We start from the raw sequence: 25,106 nt of genomic DNA, 5'->3' as shown, positions 1-25,106 counted from the left end.
CTTGTAAGTGCTGCCATCAAACTATTTGCTGACTGGCGCCCATTATGAAGCTGACAGGCTGTGTGTGAAGCGATAATAATTGGACACATGAATCAAATATTTTGAAGGCAGCCGCTATGTGGTCCGAATACTCACTGGATGTGGTCGATGCCGTGGCGCGCCATGGCAGCTTCAGCGCCGCCGCCCAGGAATTGCACCGCGTGCCGTCAGCCATCAGCTATACGGTGCGCCAGCTGGAGGAGTGGCTGGCGGTGCCGCTGTTTGTGCGCCGCCACCGCGATGTGGAACTGACGCCCGCCGGCCGTCTATTTATAGACGAAGCCCGCGGGGTGATGAAAAAAATGCTTGGCACCCGGCGCTTGTGCCAGCAGGTGGCGAATGGCTGGAGCGGCCAGTTGAAGGTGGCAGTGGACTCCATCGTCAAACCCCAGCGCTGCCGGCAACTGGTGCTGGATTTTTATCGGCAGTTCCCCGAGGTGGAGTTGCTGCTCGAATACGAGGTGTACAACGGCGTGTGGGACGCCCTGGCCGACGAGCGCACCGATATTGTGATCGGCGCCACCAGCGCGGTGCCGGTGGCCAGCCGTTTCACGTTTCGGGACATGGGCCTGCTCAACTGGCTGTGTGTGGTCAGCGCCCAGCACCCGCTGGCGAGCGTCAACGGCTTGCTCAGTGACGACCAACTGCGCCCGTTCGCCTCGCTGTGCATGACCGACACCTCGCGCAACCTGCCCAAGCGTGACACCTGGACCCTGGATAACCAGCGCCGTTTGGTCGTGCCCAACTGGGCCTCGGCACTCGACTGCCTGCGCGATGGGCTGTGCGTGGGCATGGCGCCGGCCCATCAGGTACTGCCGTGGGTCGAGCGTGGCGAGCTGGTGGCGCTGCAACTGAGCCGACCGTTTCCGGCCAGCCCGTCATGTGTGGCGTGGGCGCAGGATAAATTGTCGCCGGCGATGAGTTGGTTGCTGGAGTACCTGGGCGATACCGAGACCCTGAACCAGGAATGGCTCAATGGAAATGACCTCTGAAGGTGATGCAGATCCCCTGTGGGAGCGGGCTTGCTCGCGAAAGCGGCCTTTCAGTTAGCCCATCGTTGACTGACACTGCGCTTTCGCGAGCAAGCCCGCTCCCACAGTTTGATTCATTTCAATCCAGGAGACGGGTGATGGCCCGTACGATCATCTCAACCTCTTTGCCATCCAGCGTCAGCGGCGGCAACAGGCGGATGATCTTGCCCCGCGTCACATTGATCAGCAGCCCCTGCTCCTGGGCCGCACGCTGGGCCAGGTCACGGTAAGGCCTGGCCAGCTCGATGCCAACCATCAAGCCTTGCCCGCGAATCGCCAGCACCTGCGGGTGCTCGCTCAACTCCACCCGCAACCGCGCCAGCAGGCGCTCGCCCTGTCGCGCGGCGTTGCGCAGCAAACCTTGTTCTTCAATGATGTCCAACACCGTGCAACCCACGCGACAAGCCAGCGGGTTACCGCCAAACGTGCTGCCATGGCTGCCTGGCGTGAACAACTGGGCCACGGCGTCTCGGGCCAGGCACGCGCCGATGGGCACGCCATTGCCGAGGCCTTTGGCCAGGGTTATCACGTCGGGCACGATGCCTTCATGCTGGAACGCAAACCAGGCGCCGGTGCGGCCGATACCGGTCTGAATTTCATCGAGCATCATCAACCAGCCGTGGCGCGTGCAGTGATCGCGCAGCGCCTTCAGGTAACCGGGCGGCGCGGGCAACACGCCGCTTTCACCCTGGATCGGCTCGAGCAAGACCGCCGCGATGCGCGTGCCGAATTGTTCAGTAATGGCCGCCAATGCGGCCAAGTCACCAAAGCGCACCTTGAGAAAATCCCCCGGCAGGCGCTGGAAACCCAAGCGCACCGATGGCCCGTCACTGGCGGCCATGGTGCCGAGGGTGCGCCCGTGAAATGCGTTTTCCATCACCACCACCAGTGGCTCTTCGATGCCTTTTTTCCAACCGTGCAGCCGCGCCAGTTTCAGCGCGGTCTCGTTGGCTTCGGCGCCGGAGTTATTGAAAAACGCACGGTCCAGGCCGGATAACTGCGCCAGCCGCTCGGCCAGGCGCTGCTGCCAGTCGATGCTGTAGAGGTTCGACGTGTGCAGCAACAGGCCCGCCTGCTCGCTGATCGCCGTGACCAATTTGGGGTGGGAGTGCCCGACATTGGTTACCGCCACGCCGGCCACGGCGTCGAGGTATTCACGGCCCTGCTGGTCCCACAGGCGCGTGCCCAGGCCACGGGTAAAGCTCAGGGCCATGGGTTGATAGGTGGTCATCAGGCAGGCGGCGGTCATGGTGGCAGGCTCCAGTGCATCGTTGTGAGGCTGCCAGTATCGTTAGCCACCTGAGCTGGATAAACTGCGCATTCCTGCAATGACTTTAAACCAGGGCTTGATAATGGATCTGTTCCAATCGATGTCGGTGTACGTGAAAGTGGTCGAAGCCGGCAGCATGACCGCCGCCGCGCAGGAATGCGGGCTGTCGACCACCATGGTCGGCAACCACTTGCGAGCGCTGGAGCAACGGCTGGGGGTCAGCTTGCTGAAGCGCACCACGCGCAAACAGAGCCTCACCGAATTTGGCGGGCAGTATTACCAGCGTTGCCTGGAGGTGCTGGGGCTGGTGGCCGACTCTGAACTATTGGCGGAGCAGATCCACAGCGAAACGCCCAAAGGCAGCCTGCGCATCACCGCGCCACCGGTGTTCGGCACCGAACGCCTCACACCAGCCTTGAGCGAATTTGCCCAGCGCTACCCGCAGATCAATCTGTATGTCGAACTCAGCAATGAGCGCATGGACCTGATCGACAGCGGCTTCGACGTTGCGATCCGCCTGGGTGAGCTGGAAACCTCAAGCCTGATCGCCCGGCCCATGCAGGCCTACACCCTGACGCTCTGCGCGTCACCGGCGTACCTGGCGCGACGTGGCATTCCGCAGACGCCCGACGACTTGCGCCAGCACGACTGCCTGGCGTTTGCCTACCCGGCGAACGACAACTGGCGCGACACCAGCAAACTGTGGCGCATGACCGGCGATGAAGGCGAAGTGGAGGTGCCGGTGGCCGGAGCATTGACCATCAACAGCTCCCAAGGCTTGCGCCAGGCGGCCGTGAACGGCATGGGCATCATCATGCTGGCCGATGCCCTGGTGCAACCGGACCTGGAGAGCGGCAAGCTGGTGGCGTTGCTGACCAAATATCAACTGCCCAGCCGCCCCATGCACCTGCTCTACCGACAGGACCGCTACCGCCTGCCCAAACTGCGCGCCTTCGTGGATTTCGCCATGGAAAAGTGGGCGCGCTAAAAGCTCACGCCCAACTCACGCAAACGCGCCGCAGTGCGCTCGGCCGACACATGGTGAATGCCCTGCCAGCCGAGGGCTTCAGCGGCCTCGATATTGCCGGCAACGTCGTCGATAAACACCACTTCACTGGCCTGGATATCCGGCAAGTGACCACGTACCTGGGCAAGGCTGGCGTGATAGATCGCGGGTCGGGCTTGATCAACTTCAACTCGCCGGACACGACGATATCCCGCAAGTGCTGCAGAAACGGATAGTTGGCCCGTGCGTAAGGAAAGGTTTCAGCCGACCAGTTGGTGAGCCCGAACAGCGGCATATCCGCCTTGTGCAATGCCTCAAGAATCGCCACGCCTTCGGGCAGCGTGCCCCGCAGCATTTCGTGCCAGCGCTCGTAATAGGCCTGGATCAAGGGTTCGTGTTGCGGGTGTTGCTCGATAAGATGGCGAGTGCCTTCGGCCAGGCTGCGGCCGGCGTCCTGTTCGGTGTTCCAGGCTTGGGTGCAGATGTTATCGAGGAACCATTGCCGCTCTTGCTCGTCGGCAATCAGCTGGCGGTAAAGGTGCTGCGGGTTCCAATCGAAGAGGACACCGCCAAAATCAAAAACTACTGCACGAATCGTCATCAGATCCTCCGTTAGCGTGGCTTGATAGCCGGGGGAGTCTGGCAGATTTTGGAAAGGAAGAGTTGCGCGCCGAAGCGTGGGAAGGTTCCCAAAAGGGAGGCTTACAAAGATCAAATGTGGGAGCAAGCCCGCTCCCACATTTTTTTTGAGCGTGTTTAGGCTTGGATCAGGCCCTTGATCTTCACAGTCGGGTTCACATCCGCTTCATAGTCCACGCCGTCGATTTCAAACCCGAACAAGCGCAGGAACTCCGCCTTGTAGCCGGCAAAATCGCTGATCTCGTTGACGTTGTCGTCGGTCACCTGGTTCCACAGTGCAGCCACGGCGTCCTGAACCTTCGGCTCCAGCTCAGCCAGGTCGGCGCGCAGGCGGCCGTCGGCGTCCAGCTTCGGCTCGCTCCCGTACAGGCTGTCTTTGAACAAGCCGTAAACCTGTTCGATGCAACCTTCGTGGGTGCCCTGCTCTTTCATCACTTTAAACAGCAGCGACAGGTACAGCGGCATGATCGGGATAGCCGAGCTGGCCTGGGTAACCACGGCCTTTAGCACCGACACACGGGCGTCGCCCTTCAGCGCAGCGAGGTTGTCGCGCAGGGTCAGGACTTTTTTGTCGAGGTCTTTCTTGGCTTCGCCGATGGAACCGTTCCAGTAGATATCCTGGGTCAGCTTCTCGCCGAGGTAGGTGAACGCGGTGGTCTTGGCGCCTTCGGCCAGCACATCGGCGTCACGCAGGGCGTCGATCCACAGCTGCCAGTCTTCGCCGCCCATGACTTTGACGGTGCCGTCGATTTCTTCCTGGGTTGCAGGCTCAAGGGTGGTGTCGACCACCACGCCTTTGTCGGTGTTGATACCGCGCAGGGTCACGGCCTTGCCGATCGGCTTGAGGGTGGAGGTGTGCACCACGCCTTGCGGGTCGGTACGGCGTGGCGCGGCCAGGCTATAAACCACCAGGTCGATCTTGCCCAGGTCTTTCTTGATGGTTTCGATGGTCAGGCGCTTGATCTCGTCAGAGAATGCGTCGCCGTTGATGCTCTTGGCGTACAGGCCTTTTTCCACGGCAAACTTCTCGAACGCCGCGCTGTTGTACCAGCCGGCGGAGCTCAGCTTGCCTTCTTCGCCTTCTTTCTCAAAAAACACGCCCAGGGTGTCGGCGCCGCAGCCAAACGCAGCACTGATGCGCGCGGCCAGGCCGTAACCGGTGGAAGCACCGAGGACCAGCACCTTCTTGGGGCCGCCTTCGATGGCGCCATGCTGAGTTACGTAGTCGATCTGCTCTTTGACGTTCGCTTCACAGCCAACAGGGTGAGCGGTCACACAGATAAAGCCACGAACCCGCGGTTTGATGATCATAAAATTTCTGCCTCTTCCAAGGGGTCGACGGCCAGTGTTGGCCATTCAACTTCAATCGTACCGGTCTATGACGCGCGAAAAACCGAAGCGTCACGATAGACGTAAATCTTCTGTTTACAAAATTCAATCGGCAAAACCGCGGGCGCAGCGCACCGCCTGGTTAAAAACTGTGTCCGGCTTTCACAAATTCGCAATATTTAAAACGCCCGGCACCTTGATAACCCACTATCATGGCGGGATTGTTTCGCTTTGTTTCAGGTCCGGAGCCTCGCTTCATGAGTAAAAGTGCTGTGCAAAAAAAATTGGTCTCAGTCGCCTGGGTGCTCGGCGTACTGCTGTTCATCTATTGCTTTCCGCTCACCAGCCTGGTGTTTCTGCTGCTGGTGCTGTTCTGCGGCATTTATGACTTCCTGCGCAACGGCCTGTACGACCGCGACACCATCAAGAAATACTTCGTTGGTAACGGCCGCAACACCTGGATATTGGCGCCGTTCAATACCCTGTTCGACCTGTTGAGCCTGCGCAACCGCCACGTCTACACCATGGGCGACCTGCCGCCGGCCTGGCGCGAAGACCTGCAACAGGTCATCGACGACGCCATGGCCAACAAGGACGAAATCATCAGCTACCTCGACGAGCGCATGGCCGAGAAAAAGCGCGGCATGCTGTTCTTCCAATGGTACGGCCGCCCGATCGAAACCACGCTGGACATCCCGCAACTGCGCAAGAAACTGCCGTTTGTGAAGACCATCGGCGTGTCGGTGTTCAACGAAAACCGCTCCACGTCCTTCCACTTCGGCCCGCTGCGCATGATGTTCCGCGTGCTCTACAACATGGCGCCGGCGCCCCATCATGACGGTGTCTACATCCAGGTGGGCAAGCATAAGCACTACTGGCACGATGACCCGCTGTTCATCTTCGATGACACGCTGATGCATGCCTCCTTCAACAAAAACGACGCAAAGCGTTACTGCCTGTTCATTGACATCGTGCGGCCGACCTTGCTGCCCTCGGTGCTGAATGCCGTGATTTCGGGCTTTGCCGGGCTGGTGTTTACCCTGCGTCGGGTTTTCTACAAAAACTGGAAGCTGATTCAGTAAGTTCTGCGGCATGATGGTGTTGACGGTATTTGCGCCCTGCCCTTGCGGCGGCCAAACTAACCGTCCAGTGCGACCGAGTTCGGCGCTCACCATTCTCCAGCCATCGCCTCCCCTGGCGGCTGCGATGGCTGTGCTTTCAAGGAATCAGAATGCTCCAACGTCAAGTCATCAATGCCTCCGTCAGCCCCAAGGGTAGCCTCGAAACCCTGTCCCAACGTGAAGTCCAGCAACTGAGTGAAGCCGGTACCGGCAGCATCTACACGTTGTTCCGCCAGTGCGCCCTGGCCATCCTCAACACCGGCGCGCATATCGACAACGCCAAGACCATCCTCGACGCCTACAAAGACTTTGAAGTGCGTATCCACCAGCAAGACCGTGGCGTGCGCCTGGAACTGTTGAATGCGCCCGCCGATGCCTTCGTCGATGGCGAAATGATCGCCAGCACCCGCGAAATGCTCTTCAGCGCCCTGCGCGATATCGTCTACACCGAGAACGAGCTGGACAGCCAGCGCATCGACCTGAGCAACTCCCAGGGCATCACCGACTACGTGTTCCACCTGCTGCGCAACGCCCGTACCTTGCGCCCCGGTGTCGAGCCGAAAATCGTGGTGTGCTGGGGCGGGCACTCGATCAATACCGAAGAATACAAATACACCAAGAAGGTCGGCCACGAACTGGGCCTGCGCAGCCTCGACGTGTGCACCGGCTGCGGCCCCGGCGTGATGAAAGGCCCGATGAAAGGCGCGACCATTTCCCACGCCAAGCAACGCATCACCGGCGGCCGTTACCTGGGCCTGACCGAGCCGGGCATCATCGCCGCCGAAGCGCCAAACCCTATCGTTAACGAGCTGGTGATTCTGCCGGACATCGAAAAACGCCTGGAAGCCTTTGTGCGCGTGGGCCACGGCATCATCATCTTCCCGGGCGGCGCCGGCACGGCCGAAGAGTTCCTGTACCTGCTGGGCATCCTGATGCACCCGGACAACCGCGACGTGCCGTTCCCGGTCATCCTCACCGGGCCGAAACAGGCCGCGCCGTACCTGCAACAGTTGCACGCGTTTGTGGGCGCCACCCTTGGTGAAGCGGCCCAGGCGCACTACCAGATCATCATCGACGACCCGGCCGAAGTGGCGCGCCAGATGACTGCCGGGCTCAAGGCCGTGAAGCAGTTCCGTCGTGAGCGCAATGACGCGTTCCACTTCAACTGGCTGCTGAAGATCGACGAAGGCTTCCAGCGCCCGTTCGACCCCACCCACGAAAACATGGCCAGCCTGCAACTGAGCCACGCGCTGCCGCCCCATGAACTGGCGGCCAACCTGCGCCGTGCGTTCTCGGGGATTGTGGCCGGTAACGTCAAGGACAAGGGCATTCGCCTGATCGAGCAGCACGGCCCGTATGAGATCCACGGCGACCCGGCGATCATGAAGCCGTTGGACGAGCTGTTGCAGGCGTTCGTCGCCCAGCACCGCATGAAGTTGCCGGGCGGCGCAGCCTATGTGCCGTGCTATCGCGTGGTGCAGTAACTGGCGCTGCACCGCCACACATTTGATTTCCACCAATAGGCCGGGGTGTGCCCGTTCGGACACCCGATTGTGGTCCAGGCGCGTAGCCGGCGCGTTCGACAATGGGCTGCATGGCGGCGGGGATAATGAGCTGACGTTCGGTCATAGCTTGTATCTCTTTGGGTCGCAGGCGGGCGTGTGAGCGCGCAACGTTCGAGCTAGGGTTTTACTTGTTACCCACTCACTCACACCAGCCGAGCACCCTATGGACCAACGGATCTTGTCCTTCATCAATCCTTACCCTAACGTAAGGAATATCACGATGGAGATCTTCGCTATGGCCACCGCCACACTCACCTCAAAAGGGCAAATCACTATCCCCGTGCAAGTGCGCACCGCGCTTGGCCTGGAAACAGGCGACCGGGTTGAATTTGTCGAAACGGAAGACGGCAGGTTTTCCATTATCGCCGCGAGCAAAACCGTGCAGGACCTCAAGGGGCTGATCCGCAAGCCCGCACAGGCCGTGTCGATCGAAGACATGAACCGCGCCATCGCCGCGCAAGGAGCAAACGCCGGATGATCGGGCTCGATACCAATGTGCTGGTGCGCTACGTCACCCAGGATGACCCTGTGCAATCCCCCAAGGCCTCGGTGCTGATCGAGTCGCTCACCAGCGTGTCGCCGGGCTTTGTCAGCCTGGTGTCGGTGGTGGAATTGGTCTGGGTGCTGCAAAGCTGCTATCAATCGGCCAAAAGCGACGTGGTGACCGTGCTGGAAACGCTGCTGCGCACCCGTGAGCTGACCGTCGAGCACGCCGAGATCATCTGGCAGGCGCTGCGACGATTCACGGCCGGCAAAGCCGATTTCGCCGACTACCTGATCGAACGCTGCGCCCACGCAGCCGGCTGTGAATACACCGCCACCTTTGACCTCAACGCGGCCAAGGCCACGGGGATGAAACGCCTGGCCTGAGCCGCAGCATTGCGACGAATGCCGGGCTTTGGTAAAAAACGCCATCGCCCTTGATCAAGAGAACTCACCACGTGCGCACGTTGCTGCTTGTTGCCATGGCCATGGCGCCCACCCTCGCTTTGGCCGACACCATCACTTGGCCCGACCTGCCGACAACCTGCTTCGTCAGCGGCCGCTCCGCGACCAGCGTGGACATCGACAGCGGCTGCGCGGCATTTACGATGAATGTACAAGGCAAGCCGGCGGGTTCACCGATCAACGTGGATGTGCCGCAGTACGCCCTGCATGTAGATGAAGCCACCGGCAAGGAAACACCGGTGATCATCATCCAGGCCGAAGAACAAGGCGAGACCCAGATAGTTGGCTATCAGGAACTGGGCAGCGATCAACTCGGTGCCGCGTTGCTGCGTGAGGTCAAGCTGTTAGGTACCCAAAAGCCGAGCTAGCCGTTTTGTGAGGTGCCAGGTTCAGCGAACCCAGCCACCGCGCTGCCAGTGGTAACCGTCATTGCGCTGCACCCAGTGCGGATGCACATAACGATAACCTTCGCGCACCTGCTCCCAATGGCCGTGCACCGCTACATAGCGCCCGCCTTCCCAGCGCCAGTAACCGCGCGACCACACATAGCCATAGCGTGCCGCCGGCTCGACTTCGATCACTTGCACCGGCGGCGGCTGTGGCGCCACCACCTCGACATACTCACGTTGCACCGGCCCGCGCTCATGCACCACGCGCTCTTGTACACACCCGGACGCCGCGACGACAAACGCCGCCAATGCCGCATAACGTAGCAACATACACACCCCTCGGGCGCCAGCGCCCAACGAATACACCAGAAAAAAAATGCCCCCTTGCTGCAGCCTTGCTCCTGCTTGGCACTGGGTTATTTGTAACAGGTGGTGTCTGTCAGGTTGCTGAACCTGAGGTATTCGCACCCCAGGGCCGGTATTTAAGCGCTCAAGCAGGTCCGAATCGCCCCAGCACCGTCTCGACAAAGCGCCGCAACTTGGCCGTGCGCTGGCGGTTCGCCGTGTAGACCAGGTGCATCGAGCGGCTCGGCGCCTCAAAGCCTGGCAGCACCCGCACCAACTCGCCCTTGGCCAGTGCCGTGCGCAAGAAGTCTTCAGGGCCGAGCACGATGCCGAAACCATCCAGGGCAGCCATCATCAACGCCCGGCTTTCGTTGACCTGCAAACGGCTGGCAACCTGCACCTTGTGCACAGTGGTGCCTTGGTAAAAGACCCATTCACGCTCTGCCGGGCGTGACCAGAACGCATAGCCCAGACATTCGTGATGCTCTAGGTCTGACGGAAGCAAAGGCACGCCCCGTGCGGCCAGGTAGGCAGGCGCGGCGCAGGCCACCAGGCGATAAGGTGCCAGCGGCCGCGCCGTAAGGCCCGTCGTGGCCAGGGGACCGATGCGAAAAGCCGCTTCATAACCCTCCTCCACCAGGTCGACAAAACGGTCGGTCAGGTGCAAGTCGATTTCCACATCCGGGTTGTCACGCAAAAACCCGGTAATCAGCGGCATCAGGCTGTAGGAGCCGAAGGTCACCGGGGCGGTGACCTTCAACTTGCCGCGCGGGGTGTCATTCATGATCTGCGCCAGCGAATCGGCCGCTTCGGCTTCGGTCAGGATATGTTTGCAGCGCTCGTAGTACGCGCTACCCAACTCCGTCAGGCTTTGCCGGCGTGTGGTGCGGTTAAGCAAGCGGGCACCCAGGTGTTACTCCAGCGCAGTGACATGCTTGGCCACCATTTGCGGCGAGAGGTTCAAGCGCTCGGCGGCGCGGGCATAAGAGCCCAACTCGGCGGCCGTGACAAACGCACTCATGCTGGTTAGACGATCCACGATTGACTACTCCCAGTAACAACACCGACTCCAAACCACCCATTTATCACCCAATGGTTGCCAATCATCATAGTCACTTCCCCACTTCGCAGGAGCAAGACCATGAAGATCGGCGTGATTGGAGCAGGTTTTATCGGGCGTGCCGTGGCCCAACTGGCCCTGACGGCCGGGCACGCGGTGATGCTGAGCAACTCCCGTGGCCCGCAGACCATGAGCAGCGTGCGCAGCGGCATACCCGGCGTGCAAGTGGGCAGCGCGCAGGAAGCCGCGCAGTTTGGCGACGTGGTGCTGGTGGCGATTCCACTTGAACACTACCGCAGCGTGCCCGCGCAGTGGCTGGAAGGCAAAACGGTGCTGGACGCCAACAATTACTACCCTGAGCGCGATGGGCATATCCCGGTGCTGGACCGTTTTGAAACCACCACCAGCCGCCTGTTGGCCGAGCACTTTGCCCATTCACAGGTGGTCAAAGTGTTTAATGCAATCTTTGACTCAGACATCAACCGCGATGCCCGCCCACACGGCGCACCTGACCGCCGCGCCCTGCCGGTGGCCGCCGATGATGCGACGGCGAAGGCGCACGTGATTGCGCTGCTCGACGAGTTGGGGTTCGACGCCGTGGACGCGGGCACGCTGGATGACAGCTGGCGCTTTGAGCGGGCCAAGCCTGCGTACTGCGTGCCGCTGGATAAAGCCGGTTTAAAGGCCGCATTGGCCGCTGCCGAGCGCACGGTTGAACTGCCGCCAGCCGAACGCTCTCGCACCTGAACATACGCCCACAAAAAAGCCCGCTGACCGTTACCGGTTCAGCGGGCTTTTTAACATCAGGCTTGGCTTACAGCGCCAGGTCAGATGCCGGCTTGCTCGGCTCAGCCGCAGGCTTGGCAGCCTCGGTGGCTTCGGTTGCCTTTGGAGCGTTCAACTGCGGAATGGCAGGCGGTGGGGTCAGTTGCAGGACGCCGGCCGTGTAGGCCCACTCCTTCGCAACAGCCTCAGGGCTGTCGTTCAGCTTGGTGCCATAGCTCGGCACGATCTGGTGCAGCTTGGCTTGCCACTCAGGGGTCGCCACCTTGTCCTTGAACACTTTTTGCAGCACGGTCAGCATGATCGGAGCCGCGGTGGACGCGCCTGGCGATGCACCCAACAGGCCGGCGATGGTGTTGTCGGCGGAGCTGACCACTTCGGTGCCGAGTTTCAGGACGCCGCCCTGCTCTTCGTCACGCTTGATGATCTGCACGCGCTGGCCGGCCTGCCACAGGCGCCAGTCGGACTGCTTGGCGTTCGGGAAGTACTCTTGCAGCGCCTTGAAGCGGTCGTCATCGGACAGCATCAGTTGGCCGGCGAGGTACTCGACCAGTGGGTATTCACGAATACCGACTTTGGTCATTGGCCAGATGTTGTGGGTAGTGGTGCTGGTCAGCAGGTCCAGGTACGAGCCTTCTTTGAGGAACTTGGTCGAGAAGGTTGCGAATGGGCCAAACAGAATCACGCGCTTGCCATCCAGCACGCGGGTGTCCAGGTGCGGAACCGACATCGGTGGCGCGCCAACCGAAGCCTTACCGTAGGCCTTGGCCATGTGCTGCTCGGCGATGGCCGGGTTATCGGTCACCAGGAACGAACCGCCAACCGGGAAGCCGGCGTATTCCTTGGCTTCAGGAATGCCCGACTTTTGCAGCAGGTGCAGTGCACCGCCGCCCGCGCCGATGAACACGAACTTGGCGTCGGTTTCGGTCTTGGTGCCGTCTTTCAGGTTTTTGTAGCTTACACGCCAGGAACCGTCGGCGTTCTTGGTGATGTCCTGCACTTCGCTCGACAGTTTCAGGTCAAACTTCGGCGTGGTTTGCAGGTGCGCGACGAACTGGCGGGTGATCTCGCCGAAGTTCACGTCGGTGCCGATCGGGGTCCAGGTGGCGGCGATCTTCTGCTTCGGATCACGGCCTTCCATCATCAACGGAACCCATTTGGCGATCTGCGCCGGGTCTTCGGAGTACTGCATACCGGCGAACAGCGGGCTGGCTTGCAGGGCTTCGTAGCGCTTTTTCAGGAACTTGATGTTGTCATCGCCCCACACAAAGCTCATGTGCGGTGTGGAGTTGATGAACGAACGCGGGTTCTTCAGAACGCCCTGCTGAACCTGCCAGGACCAGAACTGACGGGAAATCTGGAACGCTTCGTTGATCTCGACCGCTTTCGGGATCTCAACGGTGCCGTCCTTGTTTTCCGGGGTGTAGTTCAGCTCGGCCAGGGCCGAGTGACCGGTACCGGCGTTGTTCCAGCCGTTGGAGCTTTCTTCGGCCACGCCATCAAGACGCTCGACCATCTCCATCGACCAGTCCGGCTGCAGCTCGTTGAGCCAAACACCCAGGGTCGCACTCATGATGCCGCCGCCGATCAGCAGCACATCGACTTTCTTTGCCTCTTCCGCCTGAACGGACGTGATCCCCATCGACAAAGCCAGCCCCAGCAGGGCAGTGTTTACTTTCTTAAACATCAGTAGCACCTATGATAAAACGCCATCCGCCCTACCGCCCCTGACTCTGCAGGCCGTAGGGTGGGCACACAAGGCCGACGTAGCGACCTCACTGTTTTTGTCCCTTCTGCGCTGACTTCTTATCATTATTGGCTTCAGCTACCTGGGCGACAGCCAACCGCCGGGACGTATACGGGTGTACGCACCGGGGAAAGACTAGACCAAGACGGCGCGCAGAATATCACGCTGAACCGCCTTTATGCGCCGTTTGGCCAATTGACAGCGCTAAATCGCGGCTTTTAACGCGCAAGTGTCAAGCGTCACAGCCGCGACCTGGGGTCACAGGGTGTTTAATCAAACTGAACGCTGGCGCAAAACGCTGTTCTAGACACTTTCGTGGCGGCTTGCGTAGCATCGGCCACTGACCTTCGTGCACTTTTTTCCTACAGAGTTACCCATGACTACCCAGCAAACACCCGGGCACGTACTGCCCGCGCGCAGCGCCGCCAAAATGGAAGCGGCCATGGCCGTGGGCGCCTTCGCGATCGGCACCGGCGAATTCGCCATCATGGGCCTGATGCCCGACATCGCCCAAAACCTGAATTTGAGCGAACCCCAAGTCGGGCACGCCATCAGCGCCTACGCCCTCGGCGTGATGGTCGGCGCGCCACTGCTGGCGATCCTCGGCGCCAAACTGCTGCGCAAACACATGCTCTTACTGCTGATGGGCCTTTACGCCCTGGGCAACCTCGCCACCGCCTTCACCCCGACCTTTGGCTCGTTGGTGGCCTTCCGCTTTATCAGCGGCCTGCCCCACGGCGCCTACTTCGGCATCGCCGCCGTCGTCGCCTCCAGCATGGTGCCCAACGACAAACGCGCCGGCGCCGTGGCCCGCGTGATGATGGGCCTCACCCTCGCCATGCTGCTCGGCAACCCCATCGCCACCTTCCTCGGCCAACACCTGGGCTGGCGCTCGGCGTTCGCGCTGGTCAGCGCCATCGCCCTGTGCACCATCGCCCTCGTCTGGCAATTCGTCCCCGACCGCCACGACGAACCGCGCAGCGACCCGCGCAAAGAGCTGCGCGCCTTCACCAAACCCCAAGTGTGGATGGCCCTGTCCATCGGCGCGATTGGCTTTGCCGGCATGTTCTGCGTGTTCAGCTACCTCGCCCCGACCATGCTCGAAGTGACCAAAGTCTCGCCCCAGTGGATCCCCTTCGGCCTCGCCGCCTTTGGCGTCGGCGGCATCATCGGCAACATCGCCGGCGGCAAACTGTTCGACCGCCTGCAATTTCGCGCCGTGGGCTGGATTATGGTGTGGTCGATGGCCGTACTGATCTTCTTCACCTTCGCCGCCAGCTCGCTGTGGAGCGTACTGCTGGGCATCGGTTTGGTCGGCACCATGATTGCCATGGCCGCGCCGCTGCAAATCCGCCTCATGGACATCGCCCACGAAGCCCCAAGTTTGGCGGCAGCGTCCAACCACGCAGCGTTCAACCTGGCAAACGCGCTGGGGCCGTGGTTTGGCGGGATGGCGATTACAGCGGGATATGGGTGGACCAGCACTGGCTACATCGGCGCGGCTACAGCGTTGGTCGGCCTGGGCATCTACTTGATCGCCCGCCGCATGAAAGGCGGCCACTGACATTTTACAGGCCACCCCGGCTCCAATGTGGGAGCGGGCTTGCCCGCGATAGCGGTGGGTCAGTCACCAAATCAATGACTGCCCCACCACTCCATCAATCATCATGCAACAACCCCGACCCATACTCCCCATAACTACTCCCCAACCCACTCCCGCCAAAACTCATCTTGGTCGCCTTGCTCGGGCTATGGTCCCCAAACGCCTGGCATCCGCCAGTAAAACAAGGGTCACCCCTCCCGCCCGACGACCCCGTCGAACAAGCGCCCAACAGCAACGCACCAGCAATCAGCGCGACTTTAACCAGGTTCGAGATCATGTTTTCAGTTCCCTGTGGGCTGGAGGCACGGGGGTCCTCTCTTGAAGAGAGATCGTAGACCTCAAAGGCACTGGGGATTATGAAATTTTGCGCGGTGACAGCAGGGGTTCAGGTTGCCGCCTTGGGGTAAGGCGGCGGGGTTGGGGTCAGGCGGTGGCTGGGTTGGCAGCCGGTGCGACTTGCTCTTGGGCGCGGGCGACGAGTAGAGCGCTTAGGTCGATGAGTTGCTGGATGCCGAGGATGATGGCGCGGTGCGGGTCTTCGAGGTCGAAGGCCAGGGTGGCGGTTATTTGGTTGGCGGAATCGAGGTGCTCGGCGGCGTTGGCTAGGAGGGTTTCGGTGTCGATGTTGGGGCTGACGGAGAATAGGTTGCCGGGTGGGAGGTCGACGGGGGCGGCGTTGTCGTCAGATGGCGGCAGGTAATGATAAATTGCTCGTTGGGCAGCCGTTTGTAACTTGGCATCGACGGGTGCAGTCTTTTGATCGATATGAGGATTGCGTGATTTGTTAGGCATGGGCGAAGCTCCAATATTTTTCGGGAGTTAAAACGCCTTAGCAATACGGACTTCCACCTCCGGCCGCTGGGTTTGCAGCGGCTGGAGTAGGTTAGCTATGGGCGGTCTGACGGGCAAGCCGAGATAGTCGTAGGAGTTCTCCTGGGGCATCGTGGCCTGACAGCCGAAACAATTCTGCTCAACACATCTATATCGATGGCTTCTGGTGAGGCCAGCTACGCAAGCCACGAGGGAGCGGCATTTTCTAATATTTAAGCACGCTAGCAATACGAGCATTTAAAGTTGACACTAATCTCATAGAGATACAGGCATGAACCCCATCAGAGTTGAATTTAAAGAAAACGTGAAAGACACCCTGTATAGACAAGCAGGTGGGAGGTGCTCGATCCCAAGATGCACCAATCCGACAATGGGGCCATATTACAACATAAAAGGCTCAATAAACTTAGGAATGGCGTGCCACATTTTTAGTGCTTCCGAGAAAGGCCCGCGAGGTCGCGGAGGTATGGATAATGATTTCATTGGAAGCGAACGCAACGGTCTCTGGTGTTGCTCTTTGCACGGCACGTTGATCGACAAGGCCAATGGCAAAGACTATCCTGCAGCGGAACTTTTTGCATGGAAGGCACTTGCAGAAGCCCGAATTTTAAAGCAGATGATTGACAAACCTTCCCCACCAGGATGGGTTGATTCTATTGAGTCTGTAAAGTTCTCAAACTCTAAAGTCCCTCCCAGCGCAAAACTTTCTAGAAACACTATAATTTTCGGAGACAACGCTACTGGCAAAAGCTCTTTAGTAGAAGCTGCCGGGGCGGTGAGTAACTCAAGGCATGGTGAGAGATTTAAAGGTATAAGGGAAGTTAGAAAAGAAGGCCAAAGACCGGCAGAATTTACAGCTAGAGTTACCTACTCAACTGTCGACATACTGAGTAAGAAAGTTGATATAAAAATTTGCGGTGAAACTTTGACACGCTTTGAGAACGACGTGCCTTGCCTGCTTCCTCCAGGCGATATATCGGTCATAGTTTGTTCATCTCGAAACACCTTAATGGTGCGCGGAGAAGACCATATTGACTTTTTGAGTCGATATTTAGATGTAGATAAGAGCGCTCTTATGGCCATCATTGGATTAGGAGGAGGACCACTTCTTGAAGGAGACCTAAGGTTTCGGCATGCCTGCAAACTTAGTGAGGAGAGCGAAGACGAATATGTAGAAATTTACAAAGAGAACAATGAACCCTATATGGAGTTAGAATTCAGACACCTGCACGAAGAGTATTGGCTTAGCTTTGATTGTTTATCCGGAAGCGAGAAAGGCAAATTACTAGCCGGCCTATTAATAACCAAAGCAAAAGAGGTCAGCAAGCAACGACTGACGTTACTCCTGATCGACGGGGTAATTTCAACACTTGACAAGCAAAACTTTGAAAAACTACTCCAGACGCTATCCGCCACTTCCTTTCAAACAGTAATTGTTCTCCCCCCCTACCGAGAAAGTGACGTTATAGAATTCGACGGCAGCACTTTCAAGCTTAAGGAATCGGATTATTTGAAATCTTGGAAACTCGTTATCCTTGAACGCCCTCCCAGAGAAACAACCAAGATATAGAAATTTAATCACTTTTTTCACCGTTTAGCTAAGAGTGCCGCCTGGGACGCAGCGCTCTCGATCATTCTCGCTAGAATCAAGTCGTGAGCCAGGTTTTCCGCAGATATCGGGGTCAAGATATCGGGGTCAGACCACGATACTCCGGCAGTGATGTGGAACGAATCACTCCCGGATACACCTAGCGACGACCTGCCGATTCAAGCCGGCACTCCACGGTGTAAGATGCCCCATAACCATCCATAATCGAGGCCGCCATGACTGGAATCTCCCTAAACCTCCCGGAAGACCTGTCCAACTCTCTCGCCGACCTGGCCAAAACCAACGGCCAGACTGCGACCTACCTGGCGATGGACGTCCTCCGCGACTACATCGAACACGAAAAAACGCTGACCGCTCAAATCGAGCTGGCAGTAAAAGAAGCCGATCAAGGCAAATTCGCCACCGATGACCAAGTGGCAGCGATGCGCGCCAGGCGCTGGAGCAGGAATGCGGGTTGAGTGGCTTGAAAAAGCACTCAAAAATCTGGAAGACGAAGCAAACTATATTGCTCTCGAAAATCCAAAGGCAGCTGACGACTTCTCCGATGCCATTTTCGCCAGCGTCGACAAGCTAGCTCAGTTTCCCTCGATGGGCCGTGAAGGTCGGGTCAAACACACCCGAGAATGGGCGGTACCCAACTGGTCCTATCTGATCCCGTATCGAGTACGCGGTGATCGCCTGCAAATCCTCGGCATATTCCACACACGGCAACGTCCGCGCTCGAAGTGGTGAAGGCCGCAATATAAGCGCCTCCCACACCCAAGACCCATCCCTGATAAACTGCGCCCCATTCACCCCGCTGACTCAGATCCCCCCATGCCCCTACAAGCCGCCCCACTCTCCCGCCGCTTCTCAGTCGCCCCCATGATGGATTGTGCGCAGTACTCCACCAAAGCACCGGCTGCATTGACCAACCTACTGAAACTTCTTCGCTTTGTAGCAATTTCTAAGCAAGCTGTAATTACTGCCTGACAAGAGCAGTACCGATACTATGCTTATGCCTTTCTTGAATGGAGTCGATACCATGCCAGATGATTATTCGCTGTCGGATGTACTAGAGAGGATGCACAGCAACCAGCTGGCCTTGGAGGCAGCCTTGATGGAGCTAACACTGCATGTCGAACAGCAAGGTGCGCCAGAGGTGGGGGATAACGTCCGCGGGGCGCTGGACACGATTGGTGAAAACGCCGGCCACATCAAACAGGGTTTGGCCAAGCTTAGAACCAAAAATCTTTAACCGGCGCATACGCCGATGTGCTCGAGCACTAAAGGCATGGCAAGCGAAATGCCGTCCTTACTGGTGTTTGTAACGCTTTTATCGAACATTTGTAAACGCATAGCTGGTAATGAATGGCATGGATTGGCGTATGAATTGCCCAATTTTTGCCCCACAAGTTCTGCGCTAAAAGGAATGTAAGCATTCCTGACAGGCTTTTTTTCGGCCAAGACTGTACACCCAAATCTTGGATGAGCTGCCAGCACCACTGGTCCCTGACGACCTTCAAAAGCAATCGCCGCTCTCAGCGAGAGAGGGCTGATTTCGGAGCGCCAAGAAATGAGAAACATGAGTGCATCTGATTTTTGGAAAAACTTTCGGCTTGGCGAGGAGCTCCACATCGCAGGATCGTTCATCTACAACGGTCTGCGTCGATTCCACGAACTGCAATCGCTTGATCACACCGATGAACTATTCGAGTTCCTTTACGATCTGTCGGTCGGTATCGAACGGCTCTTGAAGATCGCTGTGGTTCTGCATGAGCATACTACGACGATAGATCAGGATGCACTAGAGAAGTCTCTCATTACGCACAACCACTTAGAATTGTTGGTGCGTGTGCGCAAGCATGTTCCGATCAACTTCGGTAAGCCGCAGAATGAACTTCTGCAGCTCTTGAGTGCATTCTACAAAACACTGAGGTACGACCGGTTCACTCTTAACTCGGCCTACAAAGGTAGTAGGGAAGCCCAGGCGATTCGTAAACTACTGAATAAGAACCTACGTATTGAATGCCCCGAAAGAAACCCTTTACTTGGCACAACCAATGAGGACAAGTTCCGCTCTTTCATTAGCAGGACGGTTTTGAAGATTTCGCAGACGATCTACAAAGTTATCGACGACCGCTCCAGCGCGCTTGGTTTGTATACCTACGAACTCAGACACGGTTCAAAGGCAGAAAGCGTGTTCCTACGCGGGGTAAAAATAGGTGACGAGGACGTACTATGGAAAGAGCTACTTATATTTTTTATGAGTGTGGATTCAATCACGGGCTACCTGAAATTCCTCAAAGGGATTAAGCCGTTGGGCTTTGACCCTGCCTTAGTCAGTGACTACCTCGACTGCTTCAAGTCAGATGCGTCGAAGGCTGCAGTTATGGACGAGTTGGAGTTTCACTACGAAGAAATGGATGCCGAGGAAAGGAAGCAGCGGCTCGAAATCATGGGAGTTATTGGCGCGCCGACTGTCTATTTTTACGACAATGACGAAGATGAGACGATAGAGAGCGAAGACAATCCCTGATCATTGTCCGTTCCCTGTATCCAGATGACACGAAAGACCGTAAAGGTCCAAACGCGCTAACTGGAGATGAAATTGTGTTGGGATGTGTATATGGATTTGCCCCTTTCTTGCGTCCTACATACCGCTTAATCTATTTCAACAAATCCGCCTACTTCCCAGAAGATGAACAGAAGGCGGAATCTAGATCATTTTCGAGTCTTCTTTTCAATTTCAGAACGACTACGCTGCGCACTCGCAGCAGCACGCTTTTCTTCGAGCTCATTCGAGAGCTGTTCAACTTTCCCAAGATTTTTGCGAAACTGGTTAATTACTTCTGGATTTCCTTGCCGGAGTTGCTGACCAGCAATACGTGCGTAAGTCTTATTACCAGCCATAACTCCACGCAAGAAGTGATCTTGGGCATCTAGCAAGCCTTTTTCAATTTCGCTCATATTACCACCTCATCGAGTTTAGCCACGATCACCCCAACATTTTCTGCTGGATTCAAATCCATATCAAATGGATAAATCACCCATCCATCATCGAGATCTACCTTGGACTCAACATCTAAGCTAAATCCAATTTTTTTCGAGACGAACAAGAGAGTTGTCTTCTTCCCCAGAACATTAAAAAGCCCATCTAACTGCACTCTAAATTTAATTGATCGCGAATTTAGAATACCTTTAACCTTTTTAATGAACATTAATTTTTTCTGGACAACATCTGAGTCAGAGATAAAATGACTGTCAAGCAGCGCTAGCAAACCCTCTACTTCATTTAAATTTTTTGAAAATTCAGGGCGTAGTTTGGGTTTCCTATCGCTAATACTTATTACATTAGTCATATCTTACCTGCTAAGCTCTTTTCTGCATATCCGACATAAACTCGTCTACGGGAGCCGTAGTATCTTGCGGCCTAGATTGTCGTTCTTTCTCAATCTTCCTCAACTGATCTCTAAGAATCTTTTTGATTTCAGAGTCCGCAAAACGATTCAATAGATCTCGAATCATTGGTTGATAACCAACATCATAATATGAGGCGATCGATTTCAAGTTCTTTAAAAGATCTTTTTGCAAGCGAATAGATATTGCCTGCAAACCTAGACTGTCATCTATCTCTATATTAAAGTCGAGGCTCACAGCGCCAACGTGATCTTCGGAGGCGCCTAACTCACGACTATCCCAAAGTTCTACGTTATCTTTTTTCATGTCTTCACCGTACCATATCTTCTGATATAAATATTTTCGCAACCTGCGAAATATTAGAGCAACCTTTCAAACTTGCTATCAGCCACTCTCGAAAGCATTACACATTTTTTGAATACTTTTCATAAATTCTGATCTCATTTTTGTCTGGTTCAAAAGCGGATTTTATCTCCACCGAGCTTTTATTTCCCTGATGCGGGGGTATAAAGCAAACCTTCAGTAAGCGTCCCGTATTTGTTTCAGCTATATACCAAAGAGTCGCAGGATCAGTTTTATGTTCCTCCCGAGTATCGAGCAAAAACCGCCTGCCTGCGTCCCTATTTTTGAAGCACTGCAGAATTTCAGCTACGTCGACGTTGTGCTTTTCCTGCAGCTTCTCCTTAACCTTATCAGAGCATATGATTTCTGCCACGTTCCACCAACCGTACACGTGAATTTTGTATATACAATTTACGCCGCTTTTCCGAGACAGTCAAATCAATGCAAGACATTGAAAATAAAGGTTTTTTTTAAAAAAACCCCTAGCCTGTATTTTTTTGTATATACAAAAGCATGTGCAATGGTGAACCCTTTCGCGTCTGAGAACCATAGCCGTTGGGCGCTTATCAAGCGTGCATTCAGCGCTACGCTACAGCCCTTCTAAATGCCCTAAGCTATCCGTAAGAAACGTTGCGAGAGAGGCCTACCAGCTTAAGCACCGTCCCGTATGAGGGCCTCACCCGTCTCTGTCCAAAATGCAGATTGGGGCTTACTTCTCCGTTCGGTGGCCCTTCCTCGTCCGCACACGCCAGCATGGTGAAACATCTCCCCCCCCCGCTCGATCAAGGAATGGCGACTGTTGAGCAGCGAATCAAGCTCGTAGAACGACTAAGTCGAGGGTAAGTTGCCTCGGATTCTATCCCCGGTGATCAGAACACCCCCCCCAGCGACGACCGCTCCCAGTTCATGATCACTAGTTCACTGCTGATCTCAGCCTTGCCTTGCCTTTGGTTTGTGGTGCTGTAACGAATGTCGACAGTTTCAAAATGGAACCCGTCAAACACTCGGCGAATGTCTGGGTGATCGTTAATGCTGACCATAACCTTACCCTTACATCGGCGCATAAATTCGGCCATTCGCTCGTAGTTCTCGAACGGGAAGTCGACCCCGTACCCGGCGGTCTGCCAATAAGGTGGGTCCATGTAGTGAAAGGTGTGCTCACGGTCATAGCGTTCGGCGCAGTCCAGCCAGGGCAGGTTCTCAACGTAGGTGCCGGACAACCGCTGCCAAGCTGCAGACAGGTTCTCCTCGATCCGCAGCAGGTTGATGGCTGGCCCAGTCGTCGCGGTGCCAAACGTCTGCCCGGTCACCTTGCCGGCAAAGGCATGGTGCTGCAGGTAGAAAAAACGGGCGGCGCGCTGGATGTCGGTGAGGGTTTCAGGGCGGGTCATCTTCTGCCACTCGAACACCTGCCGGGAGCTGAGCGCCCACTTGAACTGGCGCACGAACTCTTCTAGGTGGTTCTGCACCACGCGGTACAGCGTTACCAGGTCGCCGTTGATGTCGTTGAGGACTTCAACGGGCGCGGCCTGGGGACGCATGAAGTAGAGCGCGGCGCCGCCGGCGAAGACTTCAACGTAGCATTCGTGGGGTGGGAAGAGCGGGATAAGGCGGTCGGCCAGGCGGCGTTTGCCGCCCATCCAAGGGATGATGGGTGTGGACATATAAAAGCAAGACCTTTGCTGTATGGATAAACAGTGCTAGGCTCGCTCCGCTTTGTGCACGAAGCAGGAGCCTTGGCTGGACTTGCAGGGGCATTCTGCGGGGAAGGTGGCCGGGTTGGATGTTGACGCATCCTGCCCGGCCGCTCCTTTTACTTCGGTGTAGAAACTTCTTTTGCGTAGGCCTGACAGGCCCGCAGGGCGATCAATCCTTGGTCGCCGGTATCGGTGATGCCGATAATTCGTTGAGCATGCGCTGGGTCAAGTTGGACTCTTGTGGGGCCATGAACCACGCAGCCGGTGGCGGTGGTGGTTGGCATTGAACAGCTGCCGCTGGCGTCGGTGGTGGCGAGTACGACTGACAGCCGCAAATCAGCAGTGGCCAGGCGATCACGCAGGCGCGCCTGCTTGGTTTGTTCATCGGTCAATTCCTGATGGTGGATTTCGTCTTTGTCCCGAAGGCGCCGTTCCAGGCCGAGGCGCTTATCCTGCTCGTTGCGCTGCAGCGCAGCGCCGGCTAGGGATATCTCAGTGAGGGTGTCGGCATGGAGTCGCGCCTGGCGTTCCAACTGCTGGCCGTAACGCCAACCTTGAACGGTCCAGGCCAATGCAGCAGATCCAGCAGCCAGGACCACCAGCACCAGGCCCATGGCCGCAATACGGAACTGCGCAGGGATCAGATCGAGGAGACGCATAACACCGCCCTCGCCCTGGCCCACAGCTGCAGGCGATCTTCCAGACCGTTAAGGCCGCCATTGATCCGGCGGGTGATGGTGTTGAACTGATCCTGATCCGCGAGCGCATTCAAGCCGTTTATCGACCAGAACCACGCCGCAGACTCTGCGGCCCACTGCGGCAGTTCCAGCAATTCGGGAGTGCGCAGCAATCGCTCATCGCCGAACAGTGCCAGGCTGCAGCGCAGGTAGTTGTCGTGACCGGTGACCTGAATCAACCCACGACCGCGATACCGCTGACCATCCCCGTCGGCCTCCGGCGTGTTGCCAAGCTTGGCAGCCAGGGTGCCGGTGTCGTATTTGCTCAGGTACTGAACGCCGCCCAGTTCGCGGACGTACTGCAGTTGCCCCGACTCGTGGCCGACCTGGGCGAGGAATGCAGCCTGGCGCTTCGGCGTATCGATCTTACGGTTGACCATGGCTGCGTTCAGGGCAGATACAAAAACGCCCGCTTGGCGGCGGGCGTTCGGCATGATGCGTTGCAACTGTTGCTCGGTAACAGACATAAAAACTCCAGACATAAAAAACCGCACTCAGGCGGCGATGGGATGCACTACTGCTTCTCGACACTCACCACTTTGAGCGGCTTCTTTTCCTTCTTTTTCTTGCCTTTGGATTTACCTTGCTTACCGGCATTGCACTCCACCGTGGTCGACCAGCCAGACTGGGTGAACACCTGCTCCACCGAGTCCGCCAAATACTCACCATCAAGGCCGACCTTGAAGCCCTGGGCGTTGATCAGGCGTTCGGCAAAAATGTCTGTTCGGCCAGGCATCTCGAAACGCACGTCGGCGGTCGAGCGATTGAATGCCGCCAACCGAGCCTTGGCGGCAGCCTCGGCAGCGGTCTTGTTCGGATAGATATGCCGGTCTGTATGCACCGCCGGCAACCCATCAGGGGCGTCATCGTTGTCAACGGTGACCACCGACAGCTTGCCGTCCTTCTTGTTCTGATGCTTGGTCGCCACGGCCTTGTGCGAATTTCGATCCCCAAGGCTGAATTGCCATCGACTGAGGTCGCTTTTCGTCAGGGTGATCGCGCCGAACGTTTTGCCGCTGGCCGTCTGGCTACCTTGACGCGGCATCACCAACAGCTTGCCGTCGGCCACCTTGGCCGTGCAGTCGTATTGCTTAGCCAGGCGAGTGATGAAATTAAAATCGGACTCGTTGAGCTGATCCACCCGGGCGACTTTCGTCGGCAACGGACACACCGCCTGCCAACCATTGCGTGCGGCGATGTCGGCCACGATTTTCGACAGCGGCACGTCCTCCCAGCTTCCACTACGGATAGTCTTGCCACTGCCGCGCATGTCGCTGGCCTTGCCCTTGATCACAATCGTATCCGGCGGGCCGGACACTTCGACCGTGTCCACTGCGTAACGCCCAAGGCGCATCAAGGACGTCTCGGCGTAACCCAGGTAAATCTCGATTGAGCTACCGCGCCGGGGCAATTGCACCTGACCGTCACGGTCGTCGATACGCAATTCAAACTCGTCGGAATCCATACCCGGCTTGTCAGAAGTCCGCAGCAGCAACAGTCGATCATTGATCTTGGCAGTAATATCGGTGCCATCGGCAACGATTCGAAAAGTGGGAGTCATGGTTTTTGTCCAAAAAAATACCCGCACAAGGCGGGCTGTAAACAAAGTGCCGTTA

28 protein-coding genes and 2 pseudogenes are annotated in these 25,106 nt (G+C 57.2%); 14 read left to right on the top strand and 16 right to left on the bottom strand.

Features of this window, described 5'->3' with window-relative positions; translation table 11 throughout:
* The first annotated feature begins 116 nt into the window (after nucleotides 1–116).
* Complete coding sequence (gene punR / locus BFP92_RS09335; RefSeq protein ID WP_065929259.1) at nucleotides 117–1,031, top strand: DNA-binding transcriptional activator PunR; 915 nt, start codon at nucleotides 117–119, stop codon at nucleotides 1,029–1,031.
* A 118-nt stretch (nucleotides 1,032–1,149) separates the two neighbouring features.
* On the opposite strand, the gene BFP92_RS09330 is transcribed toward punR, so the two are convergent.
* Nucleotides 1,150–2,319, bottom strand: a complete 1,170-nt coding sequence (locus BFP92_RS09330; protein WP_065929258.1) for an aspartate aminotransferase family protein — start codon at nucleotides 2,317–2,319, stop codon at nucleotides 1,150–1,152.
* A gap of 103 nt (nucleotides 2,320–2,422) precedes the next feature.
* Between BFP92_RS09330 and BFP92_RS09325 the strand changes: the two genes are divergently transcribed.
* Entirely contained in the window at nucleotides 2,423–3,328 is a 906-nt protein-coding gene (locus tag BFP92_RS09325; RefSeq protein ID WP_065929257.1) for a LysR family transcriptional regulator, read from the top strand.
* On the opposite strand, the pseudogene BFP92_RS09320 reads toward BFP92_RS09325, so the two are convergent.
* Nucleotides 3,325–3,947: pseudogene (locus tag BFP92_RS09320) on the bottom strand (HAD family phosphatase). The gene BFP92_RS09325 and the pseudogene BFP92_RS09320 sit on opposite strands and share 4 nt — an antisense overlap.
* A 155-nt stretch (nucleotides 3,948–4,102) precedes the next feature.
* The gene (gene fabV / locus BFP92_RS09315; protein ID WP_065929256.1) at nucleotides 4,103–5,296 is read right to left on the bottom strand and encodes an enoyl-ACP reductase FabV; all 1,194 of its coding nucleotides are present in this window, start codon (nucleotides 5,294–5,296) and stop codon (nucleotides 4,103–4,105) included.
* 275 nt (nucleotides 5,297–5,571) lie between these two features.
* Here fabV and BFP92_RS09310 point away from each other — a divergent pair, with 275 nt between their 5' ends.
* The 5 genes from BFP92_RS09310 (at nucleotide 5,572) to BFP92_RS09290 (ending at nucleotide 9,316) form a co-directional block, all read left to right on the top strand.
* Entirely contained in the window at nucleotides 5,572–6,396 is an 825-nt protein-coding gene (locus BFP92_RS09310) for an aspartyl/asparaginyl beta-hydroxylase domain-containing protein (protein ID WP_065929255.1), read from the top strand.
* A 149-nt stretch (nucleotides 6,397–6,545) separates the two neighbouring features.
* Nucleotides 6,546–7,919 (top strand): nucleotide 5'-monophosphate nucleosidase PpnN, encoded by a 1,374-nt coding sequence (gene ppnN, locus BFP92_RS09305; RefSeq protein ID WP_065929254.1) that lies wholly within the window; start codon nucleotides 6,546–6,548, stop codon nucleotides 7,917–7,919.
* A 301-nt stretch (nucleotides 7,920–8,220) separates the two neighbouring features.
* Nucleotides 8,221–8,478, top strand: a complete 258-nt coding sequence (locus tag BFP92_RS09300; RefSeq protein WP_065929253.1) for an AbrB/MazE/SpoVT family DNA-binding domain-containing protein — start codon at nucleotides 8,221–8,223, stop codon at nucleotides 8,476–8,478.
* Nucleotides 8,475–8,870, top strand: a complete 396-nt coding sequence (locus BFP92_RS09295; RefSeq protein ID WP_065929252.1) for a PIN domain-containing protein — start codon at nucleotides 8,475–8,477, stop codon at nucleotides 8,868–8,870. The genes BFP92_RS09300 and BFP92_RS09295 overlap by 4 nt, the downstream gene beginning before the upstream one ends.
* Before the next feature lie 71 nt (nucleotides 8,871–8,941).
* Nucleotides 8,942–9,316 carry a hypothetical protein gene (locus BFP92_RS09290; protein ID WP_239694247.1) on the top strand — a complete coding sequence of 125 codons (375 nt, stop codon included), beginning with the start codon at nucleotides 8,942–8,944 and terminating at the stop codon, nucleotides 9,314–9,316.
* Between the two features lie 21 nt (nucleotides 9,317–9,337).
* Here BFP92_RS09290 and BFP92_RS09285 read toward each other — a convergent pair whose 3' ends face one another.
* Both BFP92_RS09285 and BFP92_RS09280 read right to left on the bottom strand, forming a co-directional pair.
* Nucleotides 9,338–9,667 (bottom strand): YXWGXW repeat-containing protein, encoded by a 330-nt coding sequence (locus tag BFP92_RS09285; RefSeq protein WP_065929251.1) that lies wholly within the window; start codon nucleotides 9,665–9,667, stop codon nucleotides 9,338–9,340.
* A gap of 160 nt (nucleotides 9,668–9,827) precedes the next feature.
* Nucleotides 9,828–10,703 (bottom strand): annotated as a pseudogene (locus BFP92_RS09280) (LysR family transcriptional regulator).
* 120 nt (nucleotides 10,704–10,823) lie between these two features.
* Here BFP92_RS09280 and BFP92_RS09275 point away from each other — a divergent pair.
* Nucleotides 10,824–11,489 (top strand): NADPH-dependent F420 reductase, encoded by a 666-nt coding sequence (locus BFP92_RS09275; protein ID WP_065929250.1) that lies wholly within the window; start codon nucleotides 10,824–10,826, stop codon nucleotides 11,487–11,489.
* A gap of 67 nt (nucleotides 11,490–11,556) precedes the next feature.
* Here BFP92_RS09275 and mqo read toward each other — a convergent pair whose 3' ends face one another.
* Nucleotides 11,557–13,212 carry a malate dehydrogenase (quinone) gene (gene mqo / locus BFP92_RS09270; protein WP_056857258.1) on the bottom strand — a complete coding sequence of 552 codons (1,656 nt, stop codon included), beginning with the start codon at nucleotides 13,210–13,212 and terminating at the stop codon, nucleotides 11,557–11,559.
* 436 nt (nucleotides 13,213–13,648) lie between these two features.
* On the opposite strand from mqo, the gene BFP92_RS09265 reads away from it, so the two are divergent.
* A complete protein-coding gene (locus BFP92_RS09265; RefSeq protein WP_065929249.1) occupies nucleotides 13,649–14,836 on the top strand; it encodes an MFS transporter in 1,188 nt (395 codons plus the stop codon).
* A 94-nt stretch (nucleotides 14,837–14,930) separates the two neighbouring features.
* Here the strand turns inward: BFP92_RS09265 and BFP92_RS32020 are convergent, their stop codons facing one another.
* Nucleotides 14,931–15,152 carry a hypothetical protein gene (locus tag BFP92_RS32020; RefSeq protein WP_083221725.1) on the bottom strand — a complete coding sequence of 74 codons (222 nt, stop codon included), beginning with the start codon at nucleotides 15,150–15,152 and terminating at the stop codon, nucleotides 14,931–14,933.
* A 146-nt stretch (nucleotides 15,153–15,298) separates the two neighbouring features.
* Nucleotides 15,299–15,667 (bottom strand): DUF6124 family protein, encoded by a 369-nt coding sequence (locus BFP92_RS09260; RefSeq protein WP_065929248.1) that lies wholly within the window; start codon nucleotides 15,665–15,667, stop codon nucleotides 15,299–15,301.
* 310 nt (nucleotides 15,668–15,977) lie between these two features.
* Here BFP92_RS09260 and BFP92_RS30320 point away from each other — a divergent pair, with 310 nt between their 5' ends.
* The 4 genes from BFP92_RS30320 to BFP92_RS09240 all read left to right on the top strand — a co-directional run bounded on the left by BFP92_RS30320 (nucleotide 15,978) and on the right by BFP92_RS09240 (nucleotide 18,552).
* Nucleotides 15,978–17,276 (top strand): hypothetical protein, encoded by a 1,299-nt coding sequence (locus BFP92_RS30320; RefSeq protein ID WP_083221724.1) that lies wholly within the window; start codon nucleotides 15,978–15,980, stop codon nucleotides 17,274–17,276.
* A 254-nt stretch (nucleotides 17,277–17,530) separates the two neighbouring features.
* Complete coding sequence (locus tag BFP92_RS09250) at nucleotides 17,531–17,773, top strand: CopG family ribbon-helix-helix protein (protein ID WP_017848887.1); 243 nt, start codon at nucleotides 17,531–17,533, stop codon at nucleotides 17,771–17,773.
* Nucleotides 17,763–18,047 (top strand): type II toxin-antitoxin system RelE/ParE family toxin, encoded by a 285-nt coding sequence (locus tag BFP92_RS09245; RefSeq protein ID WP_065929247.1) that lies wholly within the window; start codon nucleotides 17,763–17,765, stop codon nucleotides 18,045–18,047. The genes BFP92_RS09250 and BFP92_RS09245 overlap by 11 nt, the downstream gene beginning before the upstream one ends.
* Before the next feature lie 292 nt (nucleotides 18,048–18,339).
* The gene (locus BFP92_RS09240; protein ID WP_065929246.1) at nucleotides 18,340–18,552 is read left to right on the top strand and encodes a hypothetical protein; all 213 of its coding nucleotides are present in this window, start codon (nucleotides 18,340–18,342) and stop codon (nucleotides 18,550–18,552) included.
* Here BFP92_RS09240 and BFP92_RS31120 read toward each other — a convergent pair.
* Nucleotides 18,549–18,881: a hypothetical protein gene (locus tag BFP92_RS31120; protein ID WP_139114045.1), complete on the bottom strand. Its 333-nt coding sequence runs from the start codon at nucleotides 18,879–18,881 to the stop codon at nucleotides 18,549–18,551. The two genes, BFP92_RS09240 and BFP92_RS31120, sit on opposite strands and share 4 nt — an antisense overlap.
* On the opposite strand from BFP92_RS31120, the gene BFP92_RS09235 reads away from it, so the two are divergent.
* A complete protein-coding gene (locus BFP92_RS09235) occupies nucleotides 18,880–19,833 on the top strand; it encodes a hypothetical protein (protein ID WP_065929245.1) in 954 nt (317 codons plus the stop codon). The genes BFP92_RS31120 and BFP92_RS09235 overlap by 2 nt on opposite strands.
* A 185-nt stretch (nucleotides 19,834–20,018) precedes the next feature.
* Here BFP92_RS09235 and BFP92_RS31115 read toward each other — a convergent pair whose 3' ends face one another.
* From BFP92_RS31115 to BFP92_RS09195, 7 genes are all read right to left on the bottom strand, one after another.
* Nucleotides 20,019–20,264, bottom strand: coding sequence for a hypothetical protein (locus tag BFP92_RS31115; RefSeq protein WP_139114044.1), 246 nt, complete (start codon nucleotides 20,262–20,264; stop codon nucleotides 20,019–20,021).
* Nucleotides 20,261–20,656 (bottom strand): hypothetical protein, encoded by a 396-nt coding sequence (locus BFP92_RS09225; RefSeq protein ID WP_139114043.1) that lies wholly within the window; start codon nucleotides 20,654–20,656, stop codon nucleotides 20,261–20,263. Before BFP92_RS09225 ends, BFP92_RS31115 begins: the two co-directional genes overlap by 4 nt.
* A gap of 10 nt (nucleotides 20,657–20,666) precedes the next feature.
* Entirely contained in the window at nucleotides 20,667–21,020 is a 354-nt protein-coding gene (locus BFP92_RS09220; protein ID WP_065929242.1) for a hypothetical protein, read from the bottom strand.
* Nucleotides 21,021–21,925: 905 nt separating this feature from the next.
* Complete coding sequence (locus BFP92_RS09210; RefSeq protein ID WP_065929240.1) at nucleotides 21,926–22,720, bottom strand: DNA adenine methylase; 795 nt, start codon at nucleotides 22,718–22,720, stop codon at nucleotides 21,926–21,928.
* Nucleotides 22,721–22,869: 149 nt separating this feature from the next.
* Nucleotides 22,870–23,412, bottom strand: a complete 543-nt coding sequence (locus BFP92_RS09205) for a lysis system i-spanin subunit Rz (protein ID WP_065929239.1) — start codon at nucleotides 23,410–23,412, stop codon at nucleotides 22,870–22,872.
* A complete protein-coding gene (locus tag BFP92_RS09200) occupies nucleotides 23,394–23,957 on the bottom strand; it encodes a glycoside hydrolase family 19 protein (protein ID WP_065929238.1) in 564 nt (187 codons plus the stop codon). Before BFP92_RS09200 ends, BFP92_RS09205 begins: the two co-directional genes overlap by 19 nt.
* Nucleotides 23,958–24,004: 47 nt before the next feature.
* Entirely contained in the window at nucleotides 24,005–25,051 is a 1,047-nt protein-coding gene (locus BFP92_RS09195; protein WP_065929237.1) for a phage late control D family protein, read from the bottom strand.
* Between the last annotated feature and the right edge of the window lie 55 nt (nucleotides 25,052–25,106).

Origin of the sequence: Pseudomonas sp. 58 R 3, from assembly GCF_900006605.1 — a bacterium.
GTDB lineage: Bacteria > Pseudomonadota > Gammaproteobacteria > Pseudomonadales > Pseudomonadaceae > Aquipseudomonas > Aquipseudomonas salomonii.
The sequence above is the reverse complement of the archived record's forward strand: the minus strand, read 5'-3'. Positions and strand labels throughout refer to the sequence as shown.